Annotated in this window: 15 protein-coding genes; 8 read left to right on the forward strand and 7 right to left on the reverse strand. The window is 62.0% G+C overall.

Going from position 1 to position 16,216, the window contains the following annotated elements:
- The first annotated feature begins 293 nt into the window (after nt 1–293).
- The gene (locus ACQ4W6_RS16770) at nt 294–2,492 is read left to right on the forward strand and encodes a prolyl oligopeptidase family serine peptidase (protein WP_436568297.1); all 2,199 of its coding nucleotides are present in this window, start codon (nt 294–296) and stop codon (nt 2,490–2,492) included.
- A 67-nt stretch (nt 2,493–2,559) separates the two neighbouring features.
- Here the strand turns inward: ACQ4W6_RS16770 and ACQ4W6_RS16775 are convergent, their stop codons facing one another.
- On the reverse strand, nt 2,560–3,135 hold the full coding sequence (locus ACQ4W6_RS16775) for a helix-turn-helix domain-containing protein (RefSeq protein WP_436568298.1): 576 nt from the start codon (nt 3,133–3,135) through the stop codon (nt 2,560–2,562).
- A 234-nt stretch (nt 3,136–3,369) separates the two neighbouring features.
- On the opposite strand from ACQ4W6_RS16775, the gene kbl reads away from it, so the two are divergent.
- From kbl to ACQ4W6_RS16790, 3 genes are all read left to right on the forward strand, one after another.
- Nucleotides 3,370–4,590: a glycine C-acetyltransferase gene (kbl, locus tag ACQ4W6_RS16780; protein ID WP_436568299.1), complete on the forward strand. Its 1,221-nt coding sequence runs from the start codon at nt 3,370–3,372 to the stop codon at nt 4,588–4,590.
- A 34-nt stretch (nt 4,591–4,624) separates the two neighbouring features.
- Nucleotides 4,625–5,590, forward strand: coding sequence for an NAD-dependent epimerase/dehydratase family protein (locus ACQ4W6_RS16785; protein WP_436568300.1), 966 nt, complete (start codon nt 4,625–4,627; stop codon nt 5,588–5,590).
- A gap of 69 nt (nt 5,591–5,659) precedes the next feature.
- Nucleotides 5,660–7,072 (forward strand): L-serine ammonia-lyase, encoded by a 1,413-nt coding sequence (locus ACQ4W6_RS16790; protein ID WP_436568301.1) that lies wholly within the window; start codon nt 5,660–5,662, stop codon nt 7,070–7,072.
- 172 nt (nt 7,073–7,244) lie between these two features.
- Here the strand turns inward: ACQ4W6_RS16790 and ACQ4W6_RS16795 are convergent, their stop codons facing one another.
- Nucleotides 7,245–7,985 (reverse strand): AAA family ATPase, encoded by a 741-nt coding sequence (locus ACQ4W6_RS16795; protein WP_436568342.1) that lies wholly within the window; start codon nt 7,983–7,985, stop codon nt 7,245–7,247.
- Between the two features lie 283 nt (nt 7,986–8,268).
- Here ACQ4W6_RS16795 and thrC point away from each other — a divergent pair, with 283 nt between their 5' ends.
- Genes thrC through moaD form a run of 3 tightly spaced genes read left to right on the forward strand, consistent with a single transcriptional unit; the run spans nt 8,269 to nt 11,259 of the window.
- Nucleotides 8,269–9,765: a threonine synthase gene (gene thrC / locus ACQ4W6_RS16800; RefSeq protein WP_436568302.1), complete on the forward strand. Its 1,497-nt coding sequence runs from the start codon at nt 8,269–8,271 to the stop codon at nt 9,763–9,765.
- Nucleotides 9,765–10,991, forward strand: coding sequence for a molybdopterin molybdotransferase MoeA (locus ACQ4W6_RS16805; protein ID WP_436568303.1), 1,227 nt, complete (start codon nt 9,765–9,767; stop codon nt 10,989–10,991). The genes thrC and ACQ4W6_RS16805 overlap by 1 nt, the downstream gene beginning before the upstream one ends.
- A gap of 10 nt (nt 10,992–11,001) precedes the next feature.
- The gene (gene moaD / locus ACQ4W6_RS16810; RefSeq protein ID WP_436568304.1) at nt 11,002–11,259 is read left to right on the forward strand and encodes a molybdopterin converting factor subunit 1; all 258 of its coding nucleotides are present in this window, start codon (nt 11,002–11,004) and stop codon (nt 11,257–11,259) included.
- A gap of 46 nt (nt 11,260–11,305) precedes the next feature.
- On the opposite strand, the gene ACQ4W6_RS16815 is transcribed toward moaD, so the two are convergent.
- Nucleotides 11,306–11,548 carry a hypothetical protein gene (locus ACQ4W6_RS16815; RefSeq protein ID WP_436568305.1) on the reverse strand — a complete coding sequence of 81 codons (243 nt, stop codon included), beginning with the start codon at nt 11,546–11,548 and terminating at the stop codon, nt 11,306–11,308.
- 152 nt (nt 11,549–11,700) lie between these two features.
- On the opposite strand from ACQ4W6_RS16815, the gene ACQ4W6_RS16820 reads away from it, so the two are divergent.
- The gene (locus ACQ4W6_RS16820; RefSeq protein ID WP_436568306.1) at nt 11,701–12,951 is read left to right on the forward strand and encodes a TIGR03862 family flavoprotein; all 1,251 of its coding nucleotides are present in this window, start codon (nt 11,701–11,703) and stop codon (nt 12,949–12,951) included.
- On the opposite strand, the gene ACQ4W6_RS16825 is transcribed toward ACQ4W6_RS16820, so the two are convergent.
- From ACQ4W6_RS16825 to hpnE, 4 genes are all read right to left on the reverse strand, one after another.
- Nucleotides 12,938–13,744, reverse strand: coding sequence for a head GIN domain-containing protein (locus ACQ4W6_RS16825; protein WP_436568307.1), 807 nt, complete (start codon nt 13,742–13,744; stop codon nt 12,938–12,940). The two genes, ACQ4W6_RS16820 and ACQ4W6_RS16825, sit on opposite strands and share 14 nt — an antisense overlap.
- Nucleotides 13,745–13,754: 10 nt before the next feature.
- A complete protein-coding gene (locus ACQ4W6_RS16830) occupies nt 13,755–14,531 on the reverse strand; it encodes a DUF1700 domain-containing protein (protein WP_436568308.1) in 777 nt (258 codons plus the stop codon).
- A gap of 14 nt (nt 14,532–14,545) precedes the next feature.
- The gene (locus tag ACQ4W6_RS16835) at nt 14,546–14,710 is read right to left on the reverse strand and encodes a hypothetical protein (protein WP_436568309.1); all 165 of its coding nucleotides are present in this window, start codon (nt 14,708–14,710) and stop codon (nt 14,546–14,548) included.
- Between the two features lie 130 nt (nt 14,711–14,840).
- Complete coding sequence (gene hpnE / locus ACQ4W6_RS16840; RefSeq protein ID WP_436568310.1) at nt 14,841–16,214, reverse strand: hydroxysqualene dehydroxylase HpnE; 1,374 nt, start codon at nt 16,212–16,214, stop codon at nt 14,841–14,843.
- Between the last annotated feature and the right edge of the window lie 2 nt (nt 16,215–16,216).

Genomic DNA, 16,216 nt, shown 5'->3' on the forward strand with positions numbered 1-16,216 from the left:
TTGCCGATAATAAAGAAGATTTATGACCGCTTGATGAAACGTATTTGCTTTTGATATTGTTTCTCGCAGAGTCCCCAGTCGTGTCCAGTTTGCCGATTCAGGCCGAAAGCGCGCTTTAGCATGGTGATACCCCATAGTTTTCCAAATAAACGACGGCAAATCCGGCACATAACTGTGCATTAAAAGTGGCAATCCGCGCTATGATTTCTTTTGGCGAAAGTCAACATAGGCAGGCGCCGCGTTTGCTTGGGCAGCCTGCTTTCCCCGACATCCAACAATGAGACAAACAACCCATGCAATTACGTAGTGCAACCCTCATATTGAGCCTGCTGGCCGCTTTCGGTGGCAATGCCATGGCACAAACCGCTTCCGCGCCCGTCTGCCCCGCTGGCGATGGCGCGCCCGTGACGTATCCGCTCAGCAAAAAAGTCGACCAGCAAGACAGCTATTTCGGCACCAGCATCTTTGACCCGTACCGTTGGCTGGAAGACGCCAACAGCGCGGAGACGGGCGAGTGGGTCGCGGCGCAAAACAAGCTGACGCAAGCGTACCTGGGCACCATCCCCGAGCGCGCAGCGATCAAGCAGCGCCTGACCAAGCTGTGGAACTATGAGCGTTTCACGACGCCAACGAAACAGGGCGGCCGTTACTTCTACAGCCGCAATGACGGCTTGCAAAACCAGGCCGTGCTGTACACGGTGAAAAAACTGACGGACGCGCCGCGCCTGCTGCTCGACCCGAACACCCTCTCAAACGATGGCACGGTGGCGCTGGCCGGCACGTCGATCAGCCCGAACGGCAAATACCTGGCGTACGCCACGTCGGCCTCCGGTTCCGACTGGAACGAGTGGAAAGTGCGCGACATCGAGTCGGGCAAGGATTTGACGGACCACATCAAGTGGGCCAAGTTCTCCGGCGCTTCGTGGACCAAGGACAACAAGGGTTTCTTCTACAGCCGCTACGACGCGCCGAATGAAGCGACCAAGCTGGCCGATATCAATTACTTCCAGAAATTGTACTTCCACAAGATCGGCACGCCGCAAAGCGATGACGTGCTGGTCTTCGACCGTCCCGACCAGAAGGAATGGGCGTTCGGCGGCAGCGTCGTCAGCGATGACGGCAATTATCTGATCATCATGGCCTCGCAAGGCACGGAGCGCAAGAACCGCGTCTTCTACAAGGACTTGCGCCAGAAGAATGCCAAGGTGCTGGGTTTGCTCGAAGAGTTCGACGCGTCGTATTCCTTCATCGACAATGACGGTCCCGTGTTCTTCTTCAAGACCGACAACAAGGCGCCGAAATCGCGCGTGATCGCCATCGATACGCGTAAACCTGCGCCTGCCGACTGGAAGGAAATCGTGCCGCAAAGCGAGGAAACCCTGGTCGCCGTCAATCTGCTGAATAACCAACTGGTGCTCGACTACCTGAAAGATGCGCAAACGCAAATCAAGATCGTCGACCTGAACGGCAAACTGGTGCGCGAAGTGGTCTTGCCTGGCATCGGTTCGGCCGGTGGCTTTGCGGGCAAACGTGGCGATACGGAAACGTTCTACTCGTTCACCAGCTTCACCACGCCAGCGACCATCTACCGCTACGACATGAAGTCGGGCAAGAGCACGGTGTACCGCCAGCCGAAGGTCGATTTCGACCCGGAGGCGTTCGAGACGCGCCAGCAATTCTTCACCAGCCGCGACGGCACCAGGGTGCCGATGTTCATCGTCTCTAAAAAAGGCATGAAGCTCGACGGCACCAACCCGACCTATCTGTACGGTTATGGCGGTTTTAATATTTCCCTGACGCCAAGTTTCTCCGTGGCCAACCTGGCCTGGGTGGAAATGGGCGGCGTCTACGTGATGGCCAACCTGCGCGGCGGCGGCGAGTACGGCGAAGCCTGGCACCAGGCCGGTACCAAGCTGAACAAGCAAAACGTGTTCGACGACTTCATCGGCGCGGCCGAATGGCTGGTGGCCAATAAAGTCACGTCGCCAGCGAAACTGGCTATCGGCGGCGGTAGCAATGGCGGCTTGCTGGTGGGCGCGGCCATGACGCAGCGTCCCGACCTGTTTGCCGCGGCCATCCCGCAAGTGGGCGTGCTCGACATGTTGCGTTTCCACAAGTTCACCGTGGGCTGGGGCTGGGTGCCTGACTACGGCTCGTCGGACGATGCCGAGCAGTTTAAGGCGCTGGTGAAGTACTCGCCACTGCACAACCTGAAGGCGGGCGGCTGCTATCCGGCCACCATGATCACCACGGCCGACCACGACGACCGCGTCGTGCCGGCGCACAGCTTCAAGTTCGCCGCCGCTGCCCAGGCAGCGCAAGGCGGCGCGGCGCCCGTGCTGATCCGCATCGACAGCAAGGCAGGCCATGGCGCGGGCAAGCCGACGGCCAAGCAGATCGAAGAAGTGGCCGACCGCTGGGGCTTCCTCAGCCGTTCGCTGAAGATGACGCCGGCAGCACCGGCAGAACCGGCCAAGGTGGCGGCGCAGTAATGCGCTAGCCGTTATCTGGTGGATAAAAGCGCGGGTGCAGTTGGCCCGCGCTTTTTTTCGCCGCTTACTATCTGTGTATGACGACGAGTAGTGCCTTGCCCTCGGTTTTTCCCAGGTTGCGGATGGTATGCGGCAAGTCGGCCGGATAGCGTGCCGTGCCGCCATTCTTGACTTTTTTCTTCGCCGTGCCCACTTCCAGCTCTAGGTTGCCGTGAATCACCGTCAAATGCTCGGTGGTGCCCGGGTCGTGTGGCTGCGAGGCCAGTTCGCCGCCTGGCGCCAGGGTCACTTCATACCATTCGTATTTGCCGGCCAGCTCCATCGGCCCCAGGATGCGCAGCACGTAGCCCGCGTGGTCGCCGGGTAGGGTGGGGGTTTCGTGGGCGTCCGTGATGCGGATGGTTTCCACGGGTTTTTCCGCGCTGGAAAGCAATTCGCCGATTTGCACGCCCAGGGCGTTGGCCAGGCGCCAGGTGATGGCGATGGTGGGATTGGCTTTTTCGCGCTCGATTTGCGACAGCATGGACTTCGATACGCCCGCGATGCGCGACAAATCCTCCAGTGTCAGGCCGCGCGCCAGGCGCAGCCGTTGCAGGGTGGCGCCTACTTCAGGGGGAGAATTGGTCGAAATGCTGGTTTTCATCGGCAGTTGGCTTGCAAAGTTCAATAGGCTTGGGTAATATCCACTATATTGAATTTTAGTTCGACATAGTGGATTTTGAGGAAAAACACGGAAACGTGTAGACTTCAAACAGCGCTTCACGGTACAGCATACTGCGCGCACCGGTCAAGCGGCTGCTTTTCCCCTATGGCGGCCGCCACACGTACAACAACACGCACAACAACACGCACACAACAGGGACACACAAGGATCATCATGAGCGAGCAAGCGAAGAACACCTTTTTCAGCGGTCTGCAACAGAACCTCGATCAACTGCGCCAGCAAGGCCTGTACAAGCAAGAGCGCGTGATCGCCTCGCGCCAGGGCGCTGAAGTGATGTGCGACGATGGCCGTACCCTGATCAATATGTGTGCAAATAACTACCTTGGCCTGTCCGGCGACCTGCAAACGCAGGAAGCGTCCATCGCCGCCACGCAAAAATACGGCTACGGTCTGTCGTCCGTGCGCTTCATCTGCGGCACGCAAACCGTGCACAAGGAACTCGAACAAGCCATCTCCAGCTTCCTGGGCACCGAAGACACGATTTTGTACGCGGCGGCGTTTGATGCCAACGGCGGCGTGTTCGAACCCCTGTTCGATGAAAACGACGCCATCATCTCCGACGCGCTGAACCATGCTTCCATCATCGATGGCATCCGTTTGTGCAAGGCTGGCCGCTACCGCTACGCCCACAACGACATGGCCGACCTGGAAGTGCAGCTGCAGGCGGCCATTGCTGCCGGCAAGCGGCATAAAGTCATCGTCACGGACGGCGTGTTCTCGATGGACGGCACGATTGCGCAACTCGACAAGATCTGCGACCTGGCCGACAAATACGGCGCGCTGGTGATGATCGACGAATGCCACGCTTCCGGCTTCATGGGCGCGACGGGCCGCGGCACGCACGAACACCACAATGTGATGGGCCGCATTGACATCATCACCGGCACCCTGGGCAAGGCCCTGGGCGGCGCCATGGGCGGCTTTACCTCGGCGCGCAAGGAAGTCATCGACACCCTGCGCCAGAAATCGCGCCCTTATCTGTTTTCGAATACCTTGGCGCCATCGATCGCTGGCGCTTCGCTGTCGGTGCTGGCCCGCCTGGCCAAGTCGACGGAATTGCGCGACCGCCTGCATGAAAACACGGCCTTCTTCCGCAGCGAAATCGAGCGCATCGGCTTCACCATCAAGCCGGGCACGCACCCTGTCGTGCCGGTGATGCTGTTCGACGCTCCCGTGGCACAGAAGTTTGCCGCCCGCCTGTATGAACTGGGCGTGCTGGTGACGGGCTTCTTCTACCCGGTCGTGCCGATGGGCCAGGCGCGCGTGCGCGTGCAGCTGTCGGCGGCGCATACGCGCGAACAGCTGGTCACGGTGCTGGCCGCATTCAAACAGGCGGGCACGGAACTGGGTTTGCTCAAGACCGCTACCAATTAATAACAAGAAATAACAAGAATTTTAGGAACATAGCATGGAACGCATCTTAGTCATCGGCGCAAACGGCCAAATCGGTAGTGAGTTGGTGGGCGCGTTGGCGCAGCAGCATGGCGCGGACAACGTCATCGCCAGCGACATCGGCACGAATAACCTGTACCAAGCCAAGCGCTACGCCCAGTTGAATGTACTGGACAAGGACGGCCTGGCCAACATCATCGCTGATGAGAGCATCACCCAGGTGTACCAGCTGGCAGCCATGCTGTCGGCTACGGGCGAAGCGGCGCCATTGAAGGCGTGGAGCCTGAACATGGATGGTTTACTCAATATCCTGGAACTGGCGCGCGAGCGCGGTGTAGCGGGCAAGCCGCTGCGCATCTTCTGGCCATCGTCGATCGCCGCCTTTGGCCCGAACACGCCGCAAGTCAATACGCCGCAAATGACGGTGATGGACCCGACCTCGATGTACGGCATCAGCAAGCTGGCCGGCGAGCGCCTGTGCGAGTATTACTTCAATAAATATGGCGTGGATGTGCGCAGCATCCGCTACCCGGGCATCATCAGCTACAAGTCGCCTCCGGGCGGCGGCACTACCGATTACGCCATCGCCATCTTCCATGCGGCGCTGCGCGGCGAGCGCTATGAATGCTTCCTGGGCCCGGACACCACCTTGCCGATGATTTACATGCCAGACGCGATCCGCGCCACCATCGAACTGATGGACGCTCCCGTGTCGCACATCAAGATCCGTTCGTCCTACAATGTCGCCGGCGTGTCGTTCAACCCCGAGCAGCTGGCCAAAGCCATCGTGCATATGCTTCCCGACTTCAAGATCAGCTACAAGCCGGATAGCCGCCAGGCGATTGCCGACAGCTGGCCGCAAAGCCTGGACGACAGCACGGCCAGCGCCCACTGGGGCTGGAAGGCGCAGATCGGCGTCGCGCAGATGGTGACCGACATGCTGGCCAACGTGGATGCAGGCCAGGCGGCCAAGGCTGCCTGAAGCACCTGATGCACCTGAGGCACGCATCAGCATTGATAAAAAAACATACTAATATAAAGAGACACACTGATGGATATGAGCGTATTTGACCTGTTTAAAATCGGCATCGGGCCGTCGAGTTCCCATACGGTGGGGCCGATGGTGGCGGCGCGGCGTTTTCTGGTCGAATACGGTCCGCTGGACCAGGTAGTGGGCGTTGAGGCGGCTCTGTATGGCTCGCTGGCGCTGACGGGCGTGGGCCATGCCACGGACAAGGCGGTCATCCTCGGCCTGATGGGAGAGACGCCGCAAGACGTGGCGCCCGATGCAGTCGACACCAAGCTGGCCGCCATCGCGACAGCCGGCGAAATCGCCTTGCTGGGCACGCACGTGGTGCCGTTTACGGCGGCCACGGGCTTGATCTGGCACAAGAGCGAGTCTTTGCCCGAGCACCCGAATGGCATGCGGTTTACCTTGAAACTGGCCGATGGCAGCCGGGTCGACAAGGTGTATTACTCGATCGGCGGCGGTTTTATCCGCGAAGCCGAAGAAGTTCAAACTGCGGCGCAAGCCGAAGCCGAAGTGGAACCGGCGGCCGCCGCGCGCGTCGTCTTCCCGTTTGACACGATGGACCAGTTGCTGGCACATGGCGTGGAAAGCGGCCTGTCGATTCCGGAAATGCTGCGCGCGAACGAGTGCGTCAAGCGCAGCGACGCCGAATTGAACGAAGGCCTGGACCGCATCTGGCACGTCATGCGCGACTGCATCGCGCACGGCTTGCACACGACGGGCAACCTGCCGGGCGGCTTGAACGTGAAGCGCCGCGCCGCCAAATTGTGGCGTTTGGCGCAGGATGCGAAAGAATCCGATAACCGCGCCAACGACTTGCCGCACGACGCCGTGCACCTGGTCAGCCTGTATGCGATGGCTGTCAACGAGGAAAACGCGGCTGGCGGCAGGGTCGTGACGGCGCCGACGAATGGCGCCGCTGGCATCATCCCGGCCGTACTGCGCTATTACGCGGAAGACTGCCGTCCCAGCGACCCGGTGGGCGGCGTGCGCCGCTTCATGCTGACGGCAGCGGCCATCGGCATGCTGTGCAAGCGCAATGCCTCGATCTCCGGCGCCGAAGTGGGCTGCCAGGGCGAAGTGGGCGTGGCCTGCGCCATGGCGGCGGCGGGCCTGGTGGCGGCATTGGGCGGCACCAACGAGCAAATCGAAAATGCAGCCGAAATCGGCATCGAACACCATCTGGGCATGACCTGCGACCCGATCGGCGGCCTGGTGCAGATTCCCTGCATCGAGCGCAATGGCATGGGCGCCGTGAAAGCCATCACGGCCGCTTCGCTGGCGCTGAAGGGCGACGGCACGCATTTCGTCAGCCTCGACGAAGTCATCGAAACCATGCGCCAGACGGGCGCGGACATGCAGGACAAGTACAAGGAAACGTCTCTGGGCGGCCTCGCCGTCCACGTAATTACCGTCAATCACGCCGCTTGCTGAGGGCGACGAGATAAACCTACTGCGCAGCCCACTCTCGCGTCGGCGTTGCTCGCTACCTCGGCGGCCCCGTACCCTGGTACAGCTGCGCTACTCAACGCGATATCGGGCTTGCTCGCTACGGTTTCTCGCGCCGCCGTCACGTCCCGGGGGCTTGTGTAAAGGACGAATCCCCTTAATCCTCCTCAAACAGCTGTTCCAGCCTTCTCGGATAATTATTCAGGAAATCGCGCGTCACGGCGAAGTGCTCGGTGTCTTCATATGCTACTTCGTGGATGCCGCCACCCGTAAACATCAGGATCTTCGCGTGCGGGTAGGCCAGTAGTATCGGCGAGTGGGTGGCGATGATCAGCTGCGAGTCGTCCTGCACCAGCTGGTGGATCACGGACAAAGCCGCCAGCTGGCGGCTGGGCGACAGCGCCGCCTCCGGTTCATCCAGCAAATACAATCCTTTTCCCCGCAGCTTGTTGATCAATGTCGCCATGAACGCTTCGCCGTGCGACTGCGCGTGCAGCGACTTGCCGCCATAGCTTTCCAGGTATTCGGGCATGTCGTCCATGTAGGTGGCGACGTTGAAAAAGCTCTCGGCGCGCAAAAAATAACTATCGTCGGGTTTCTTGTAGCTTTTGCTCAGGCGCAGATGCGCGTGCAGGCCCGATTCCTGGTCCGATGGCTGCGTGATACGCACGCTGCGCGTGCCGCCATCCTTGCCAAAGCCCAGCGCCACGGCCAGCGCTTCGAGCATGGTGGACTTGCCGCTGCCGTTTTCGCCGACGAAAAACGTCACGTCGCGGTGGAACTCCATGTACTGAAAATCGCGGATGGCCGGGATGGTGAACGGATAACGCTCCAGGTCGACGATGGCGCCGGGGCGCAGCGCAGCGCTTTGCAGATACGGTTTTTTACTCAGCGGCATACCGGTTTTCGACTCCATCAATGGCCACGCCATGTGGCAACAGGCGCAGTGTGGCGCAAATTGGCCGCGCACGCCAGCGCGCACGCCGGCCATCGTCGCCTGGCTTGATCTGATGCCATTATGTGTGGTTTGACAACGGCGCGGCTCTCCAATTGTCACATCCGAATTGTTACATCCAAATACGGCTTGCACGACGCGATTCGCCTTGAACGGCCGCTCGCACTATAATATCCGCTGCCATTCATGATCAACCGCACTCAGCTCAACTGGACTCTTCAAATTTATGCACTACGTGTCTACCCGCGCTGATAAAGCGCCATCGCAGTCGCAACAGTCTTCTTTGCAGCAATTTTCCGATATCCTCTTGGGCGGCCTGGCCCCCGATGGCGGACTGTATCTCCCTGAACACTACCCGCAAGTCACTGGTGCCGAGCTCAATGCCTGGCGCACATTGTCGTATGCCGACCTGGCATTCGAAATCCTGAAGAAGTTCGCCACCGATATCACGCAAGCGGACCTGAAGGCACTGACGGCGAAAACCTATACCAAGGCTGTCTACAAGAATGTCCGCGCCGGCGAAAACGCGGCCGATATCACGCCGCTGCGCGTGCTCGAAGAAAACGTCGTCAAGGGCGGCCAGACTACCCTGATCCTGCAGGCGCTGTCGAATGGCCCGACCCTGGCCTTCAAGGACATGGCCATGCAGTTGCTGGGCAACCTGTTCGAGTACACGCTGGCCAAGACAGGCGCCGAACTCAATATCTTCGGCGCCACCTCCGGCGACACGGGCAGCGCGGCCGAATACGCGATGCGCGGCAAGAAGGGCATCCGCGTCTTCATGCTCTCGCCGCACAAGAAGATGAGCGCCTTCCAGACGGCGCAGATGTTCAGCCTGCAAGACCCGAACATTGTCAATATCGCCGTCGAAGGCGTATTCGACGATTGCCAGGACATGGTGAAAGCCGTGTCGAACGACTTGCCGTTCAAGGCGCAGCAAAAGATCGGCACCGTTAATTCCATCAACTGGGCCCGCGTCGTGGCGCAGGTGGTGTACTACTTCCGCGGCTACCTGGCGGCGACCACCAGTAACGAGCAAAAAGTCTCGTTTACGGTGCCGTCGGGCAACTTCGGCAATATCTGCGCCGGCCATATCGCACGCATGATGGGCTTGCCGATCTCGAAACTGGTGGCCGCCACCAACGAAAACGACGTGCTCGATGAGTTTTTCCGCACCGGCGTCTACCGCGTGCGCAAATCCGCTGAAACCTACCATACCAGCAGTCCATCGATGGATATCTCGAAAGCGTCAAATTTCGAGCGTTTCGTCTACGACCTGGTGGGCCGCGATAGCGAGCGCGTGCGCGCCCTATTCACGAAAGTGGAAACGCATGGCGGCTTCGACCTGTCGGGCAAGCCTGGCAGCGACGGCGATGAATTCAAGCTCGTCGCCAAGTATGGCTTCAAGTCGGGCAAGTCGACGCACCAGGACCGGCTCGACACCATCCGCGACGTGGCCGACGATTACGGCATCACCATCGACACGCACACGGCCGATGGCATCAAGGTAGCGCGCGAACACCTGGAAGTGAACGTGCCGATGATCGTGCTGGAAACGGCGCTGGCGGCCAAGTTCAACGAAACCATCCTTGAAGCCTTGGGCGTGGACGCGGAACGACCAAACGGCTTTGAAAACATCGAAGACTTGCCGCAAAAGTTCATCGTGATGGATGCCGATGTAGAGAAGATGAAGGCGTATATCGCCGCCAATACGCTCTTGTGATGGGCGCGCCTACCGCAGAACGCAAGCCCATGCTGACGGTCGCCGAGGCGCAAGCCTTCATGCTGGGCGCGGCGCGCCCGGTGACGCAGGTCGAGCATATCGACACCCTGCGCGCGAATGGCCGCGTGCTGGCCACGGCGCAAACGTCGACCCTGAATGTGCCCGAGCGCGACAACACGCAGATGGATGGCTACGCCGTGCGTGCGCAGGACTGCGCCAGCGGCGCGGCCAGTTTGCGCGTATCGCAGCGCATCGCGGCCGGCCACGTGGGCCAGCCCTTGCAGCCGGGGACGGCGGCGCGCATCTTCACGGGCGCCTTGCTGCCGGACGGCGCCGATTGCGTGGTGATGCAGGAGCAGTGCACCCTGGCAGACGGCGTGGTGACGGTAAACCACGTGCCGCATGCGGGCGAATGGGTGCGCCGCCAGGGCGAGGATATCCGCGCCGGCAGCGTCATCCTGGGCGCGGGCAGGCGCTTGCGCAGCCAGGAAATGGGCCTGGCCGCTTCGGTGGGCCTGGCGCAGCTGCCCGTGCTGCGCAAGTTGCGCGTGGCCGTGTTCTTCACGGGCGACGAGCTGGCCATGCCGGGCGAACCCCTGGCGCCGGGCGCCGTCTACAACTCGAACCGCTTTACCCTGCGTGGCTTGCTGGAAAACCTCGGCTGCGAGATCACGGACCTGGGCATCGTGCCCGACAGCCTGGAGGCGACGCGCTCCGTACTGCGCCAGGCGGCCGAGGGCAATGACTTGATCATCACTTCGGGCGGCGTGTCCGTGGGCGAGGAAGACCATATCAAGCCGGCCGTGGAAGCGGAAGGGCAGCTGAACATGTGGCAAATCGCCGTCAAGCCGGGCAAGCCGCTGGCGTTCGGCGAAGTGAAGGAAGCGTTCTTTGTCGGCTTGCCCGGCAATCCCGTCTCCGGCTTTGTCACTTTCCTCTTGTTCGTGCGCCCGTTCATCCTGCGCCTGCAAGGCGTGGCGGGCAATCTGGCGCCGCGCAGCTATCAGTTGACGGCCAATTTTGAACGCCTGAAGGCGGACAGGCGCAATGAATTTTTGCGCGCGAAGATTAATGACGACGGCGAACTGGAACTGTTCGCCAACCAGAGCTCGGGCGTGCTGACCTCCACCGTGTGGGGCGACGGCTTGATCGATTGCCCGCCGGGGCTGTCGATTGCGCGCGGCGACAAGCTGCGCTTTATCCCGTTTAACGAATTGCTGTACTAAGGAAGCCTTGATGAAGATCAATCTGCGATTTTTCGCCAGTGTGCGCGAGCTGGTGGGCACGGCCCAGGAAGTGCTGGAAGTAGCCGAGCCCTTGCTGACCGTGGGCCAGGTGCGCCAGTGCCTGATCGCCCGTGGCGGTAACTGGGAATATGCGCTGGCGCAGGCGCGCTCGCTGCGCATGGCGCACAACCAGGTGATGTGCGGCGCCGATAGCGTGATTGCCGACGGCGACGAGGTGGCGTTTTTCCCACCGGTGACGGGCGGCTGATACCGCTGCCGGAAAAAAATGGCCGCTCCCTGGAGCGGCCATTTTTTCAGGAGGACTTGGCTTTCGGCTTGCGGCCGGTGGCATCGCTGCACGTCGCACACGCAATGGCTTTCCTGTAGCGCCAGTATTTCGAGCCGATGAAGATGGCCGACGCCACCAGCGACCAGGCCAGCGCGCTCAGAATCTGCTCCTGGCCGGGCGTGCCCTTGCTGTACTCGACCACCGTCAGGATGATGAATAAAATCGTGCTTGCCAGCAAGTAGCGGGAAATCCAGTAGCCTGCACCCATAGTGTTCTCCTAGCGTTGTCATGTAAAACTGCTGATCGTTGCAGCATATCAGCGCAGTATGCCTCATTTTTTGGCGCTCGCGCCATCGGGAAGCCTTGATTTGGCCAATCTCGACTAAAATGCCGGGGTTTTCACCGTCTTCCCAGCCTGCCATGACCCATTCCAGCCTTCCTCCCTTTCACATCGCCGTCATCGGCGGCGGCCCCGCCGGGCTGATGGCCGCCCAGGCGGCCGCTGACAGGGGGGGCAGGGTGGCGTTGTTCGACGCCATGCCGTCTGTTGGGCGCAAATTCCTGCTGGCCGGGCGTGGCGGCATGAACATCACGCACGCGGAAGGCTACCAGGCTTTCGTCACGCGCTATGGCACGCAGGCGCACCGGCTCAAACCGGCACTGGACCAGTTCGGCCCGCAGCAAGTGCGCGACTGGGTGCACAGCCTGGGCGTGGACACTTTTGTCGGTTCCTCGAACCGCGTCTTCCCCACCGACATGAAGGCGGCGCCCCTGCTGCGCGCCTGGCTGCACCGCCTGCGCGAAGCGGGCGTGCAATTTCACATGCGCCACCGCTGGACGGGCTGGCAAGACGGCCAGCTGGCGTTTGCCACACCGGACGGCGAACGTTTGTTCAAGTTTGACGCCGTCATCCTGGCGCTGGGCGGCGCCAGCTGGGCGCGCCTGGGCTCCGATGGCGCCTGGGTGCCGCTGCTGCAAGGGCAGGGCGTGGCAGTGGCGTCTTTGGTGCCGGCCAATTGCGGCTTCGACGTGAACTGGAGCGAACATTTCAGCAGCCGCTACGCGGGTGAGCACCTGGCCACGGTGGCCATTACGGCGCGCGACACGGATGGATTATTGCTGCGCCGCCAGGGCCAGTTCGTCGTCACGGCGGGCGGCGTGGAAGGCGGCCTGATGTATGCGCTGTCGTCCGCCTTGCGCGAGCAGATTGCGCAAGAGGGCAGCACCACTATCTGGCTCGACCTGGTGCCCGATTTCAGCAGCGAACGCGTATTCGAGGAAGTGACGCGCCCCCGTGGCGCCCGTTCCATGTCCAGCCACCTGCAAAGCCGGCTGGGAATCAAAGGCGTGAAATCGGGCTTGCTGCGCGAATGCCTGGATGCTGCCGACTTTGCCGATGAAGCAACACTGGCGCGCGCCATCAAGCTGCTGCCCGTGACGCTGCAGCGTCCGCGCCCCATCGATGAAGCCATCAGCAGCGCCGGTGGGGTGGAGTTTGATGGACTCGACGCCAGCATGCTGCGCGCCATGCCGGGTGTCTTCGTGGCCGGGGAAATGATGGACTGGGAAGCGCCCACGGGCGGCTACTTGCTGACGGCCTGCCTGGCCGGTGGCAAGGCAGCCGGCGAGCAGGCCGTGGCGTGGCTTGAAGAAAATGTTAGTGCCAAATAATCTCGCCGGACCCGCTTTTTTGCGCATCGCGCTGGCGCGGGTTGCCGTAGACGTGGATGTCGCCGCTGCCGCGCAGGGCCAGGTTGGCGGCGTCGCGCACGAAGATCGTGCTCTGGCCCGAGCCTTGCAGGCTGACGCTGGCCTTGTCGGCGGCCAGGTGCTCGGCGTCGATATCGCCCGAGCCGCTCAGGTCGGCGCGCAGGAACTTGGTGTTGCCGCTGGCGGCGATACGCCCTGAACCCACCATTTCCAGCACCACGCTGTCGCTGTTGCCGGCATTGATGTCGAGGTCGCCGCTGCCGTTGACGGTGGCTTGTACCTGCTTGTAGCGGCCCGTGAAGCTCACGTCGCCCGAACCAATCAATTCCAGGATGAAACTGTCACCGGAGAAACCCGTGATCTTGCTGTCGCCATTGCCACGCACTTCCACGCGGGTCAGGGCCGGCAGCACCAGTTCCACCTGCAGCGGCTGGCGATGGTGGAACAGCATGCCTTTCGGGCCGATGTGCAGCGTCGCGCCGTCGGCGGTGGTATCGACGTTCGACAGCAAACGCTGCTCGCCGCGCACTTTCAGCGATGGCGTACTGCCGCGGCGCAGCACCAGGTCGATGGGGCCGGCCAGGTCGATGCTGGTGATATTGGCCGAAACAGGGCGCGTTTCGCTGCGCACGGCGCGGCCGGCAGCGCTGCTGGGGCTGCTGATGCCCTTGGCGCGCAGCGCCGCATACGACATGGCGATCAGGACCAGGGCCAGCAGGAACATGGACAGGCCGACTTTGAGTAAGCGTTTCATGGCAGCCTTTCTAGTGACCTTTGAGCAGGGAAACATTCATGGCGATGTAGCGCTTGATGCCGATCAAGGTATAGCGCGTGACCACCAGACTGAGCAGGAAGATGGCGATGCCGCCCAGCAGCATGCCTATGCCAAACACGGTTTGCGTGGTGCGCGCATCGCGGTCCATGTCGGTCGAGATGCGGATGCCGCTGCCGGCCAGCGCCTCGGCCCGTTCCATCATGCGCGACGAGGCAGCTGGCGCTTCGCCCGCTTCGGCCTTGGCGGGACCAGGCACGTTGTGCACTTCGATGCCTGTGTCGCCGATGGTGATGCGCGTTTCGCGCCGGTCGTCGCCATCGCCGCCATCGTCGTCATGGATGAACATATAGCGCAGCGGGCCGTCGAGCACCAGTTCGTTGGCGCCGGACAAGCCGCTGGCCGTGATGGCGATGCCGCCCAGGTAAAAGCTCAGGCCGACGGCATATAAAGTGGCCAGCAGCGCCGCATACACGGCGGCAGGCACGACCATGAACAGGTTGAAGATGGCCAGGCCCACCAGCGAGACGAGCAGGCGTAGCAGGTTGACGGGCGTTTTCTTGTGCTCGAAGGCCTTGCGGTGGGTGCTGCTGCGCAAGGTCAGGGCGATCTTCTTCGGCTCGCCCAGGTCGTCGGCGATCTCTTGCTCGCTGCGGCCGGCCGCCGCGCCTTCGATGAAAGTCTGTTCGTAATAATCGAACGTCTTGGCCACCAGGTCCGGTGGCAAGCCCGCCAGTTCGCGCCGCAGCGCGTCGAGATAGTTATTCATTATAGTCATCTTGTTCAGGCCAGTGCCGGCAGCAGCATGCTGGCCTGGCTCAGCAGCAAGGGGGCATATGGCGCCTGTTGCACTTGCTGTGCGTCAATGACGAGCAAGGTAGCCAATACCACGATCGCCAGCAGCGCCAAGGCTTTCAAGCTGTTTCTCAGGTGCAGGGTGGTGTGCATGGTATTCCTCGTGGCGTGGCGATTGGCGATGGTCAGACTGTAGCGAAGCGCACACGAGCGCACCAGCGCGGTGCGACAGAATGCAATTTGGCGGGGGCGAGCGACACCAGGGAAGGATGCACCGTCAAGTCTACTTTGACGCTTTGCCCACCTTGCCCGTCTTTGCGCCAGCGCAAACGGCCCTGGCCGCCGCCACGCCGCTGCGCACGGCCGCCTCGATGGTGGCCGGATAGTCTGTCGTCCTGTCATCGCCGGCCGTATAGTCGCCAGCCAGCACCAGGCCCGGCACGCCGCTGGCGTTGCCCGGGCGTAGTAAATCTGGCGTGCAGGCAAAGGTGGCGCGCTTCTCCGTGATCAGCTGTGTCCACAGGGGCTGCGCCAGTTCCGCTCGCTGCAAGACGTGCGCCAGTTGCGCGGCGATGGCTTGCGCCAACGGCCCATGGCCTTGCTCGGCGGCATGGCTTGATGCGCTGATGACGACGGCCAGCAAGCCCGCATGGCGCGTGTCGAGCTGGCCCCGGTCGAAGACGAACTGGCCCCAGTGCTGGTTTTCCGGCGCGTCGAGCAGCGCAGTGAGCGGCAAGTCCAGGCGCACTTTGGCATCGTATTGCAGGTAGCAGGTGCTGATGGCTTCCGGCGTCAACGCTTGCATCTTGGCGATGGCGTCATCCAGGCGCGCATCGTGCACGCCTTGCAGCAGGCTGGCCGCCTGCACGGACGAGGTGGCCACGATGACGCCATCGACGATGCCGCCGTCATCGAGCTGCCAGCGGCCATCGGGCAGAGCTTGCAAGGCGGCAATCTTAGCGCCCATGCTGACCTTGCCGCCATGCTCTTCGATATAGCGGGCGGCCGCCTGGGGAAACAGGGCAGAGAGGTCGGTTTTCGGGATCAGCATGTCGGACGCGCTGCGGCGCCTCGCCCCCAGGCTGTCGCGCAGCACATTGATGAAGACGCGCGCCGAGGCCCGCTCGGGCGGGGTATTCAATGCCGCCAGGCACAGCGGATGCCACATCAGCCGGCACAAAGCGTCCGTCTGGTCGAAGCGCTGCAGCAGTTCGCTGACCGTGCAATCGTTATACAGTTGCCAACCCATCCAACGCATGGCGGTGGAAAAACGCATCAGCGACAGCTTGTCTGCCCGCTGCAAGCCCTTGGCGCGCAGCAAGGCCCACGCCAGGTGCAGCGGTGCGGGCAGGCGCGGCGCGACGAAATCCATGCCACCCGCGCCGGGCGGATAACGCATCTGCAAGGGCAGGCTGAGGATCAGTTCGTCCGGGTCTTGCCCCGCCAGCTTGATCAGGCGCAAGGTTTCCGTGTAGGCGCCCAGCAAGATGTGCTGGCCATTGTCGAGGATGGTGCCTTCGCGTTCGACCCTGCGTGCGCGTCCGCCCAGGGTGCGCGCCGCCTCGTAGACGGTGACGGCATGGCCAGCGCGCGCCAGTTCCATGGCCGCCGCGCAGCCCGCCCAGCCGCCGCCGATGACGGCGTAGTGTTTTGCCACGG

This window comes from Janthinobacterium woesei, assembly GCF_051380875.1.
In the GTDB taxonomy this organism is placed as follows: domain Bacteria; phylum Pseudomonadota; class Gammaproteobacteria; order Burkholderiales; family Burkholderiaceae_D; genus Janthinobacterium.

Bases quoted from the DNA above. Each gene is read 5' to 3' on its own strand.
- ACQ4W6_RS16770 (WP_436568297.1), top strand. From the start codon at position 294: ATGCAATTACGTAGTGCAACCCTCATATTGAGCCTGCTGGCCGCTTTC.
- ACQ4W6_RS16775 (WP_436568298.1), bottom strand. From the start codon at position 3,135: ATGAAAACCAGCATTTCGACCAATTCTCCCCCTGAAGTAGGCGCCACC.
- kbl (WP_436568299.1), top strand. From the start codon at position 3,370: ATGAGCGAGCAAGCGAAGAACACCTTTTTCAGCGGTCTGCAACAGAAC.
- ACQ4W6_RS16785 (WP_436568300.1), top strand. From the start codon at position 4,625: ATGGAACGCATCTTAGTCATCGGCGCAAACGGCCAAATCGGTAGTGAG.
- ACQ4W6_RS16790 (WP_436568301.1), top strand. From the start codon at position 5,660: ATGGATATGAGCGTATTTGACCTGTTTAAAATCGGCATCGGGCCGTCG.
- ACQ4W6_RS16795 (WP_436568342.1), bottom strand. From the start codon at position 7,985: ATGCCGCTGAGTAAAAAACCGTATCTGCAAAGCGCTGCGCTGCGCCCC.
- thrC (WP_436568302.1), top strand. From the start codon at position 8,269: ATGCACTACGTGTCTACCCGCGCTGATAAAGCGCCATCGCAGTCGCAA.
- ACQ4W6_RS16805 (WP_436568303.1), top strand. From the start codon at position 9,765: ATGGGCGCGCCTACCGCAGAACGCAAGCCCATGCTGACGGTCGCCGAG.
- moaD (WP_436568304.1), top strand. From the start codon at position 11,002: ATGAAGATCAATCTGCGATTTTTCGCCAGTGTGCGCGAGCTGGTGGGC.
- ACQ4W6_RS16815 (WP_436568305.1), bottom strand. From the start codon at position 11,548: ATGGGTGCAGGCTACTGGATTTCCCGCTACTTGCTGGCAAGCACGATT.
- ACQ4W6_RS16820 (WP_436568306.1), top strand. From the start codon at position 11,701: ATGACCCATTCCAGCCTTCCTCCCTTTCACATCGCCGTCATCGGCGGC.
- ACQ4W6_RS16825 (WP_436568307.1), bottom strand. From the start codon at position 13,744: ATGAAACGCTTACTCAAAGTCGGCCTGTCCATGTTCCTGCTGGCCCTG.
- ACQ4W6_RS16830 (WP_436568308.1), bottom strand. From the start codon at position 14,531: ATGAATAACTATCTCGACGCGCTGCGGCGCGAACTGGCGGGCTTGCCA.
- ACQ4W6_RS16835 (WP_436568309.1), bottom strand. From the start codon at position 14,710: ATGCACACCACCCTGCACCTGAGAAACAGCTTGAAAGCCTTGGCGCTG.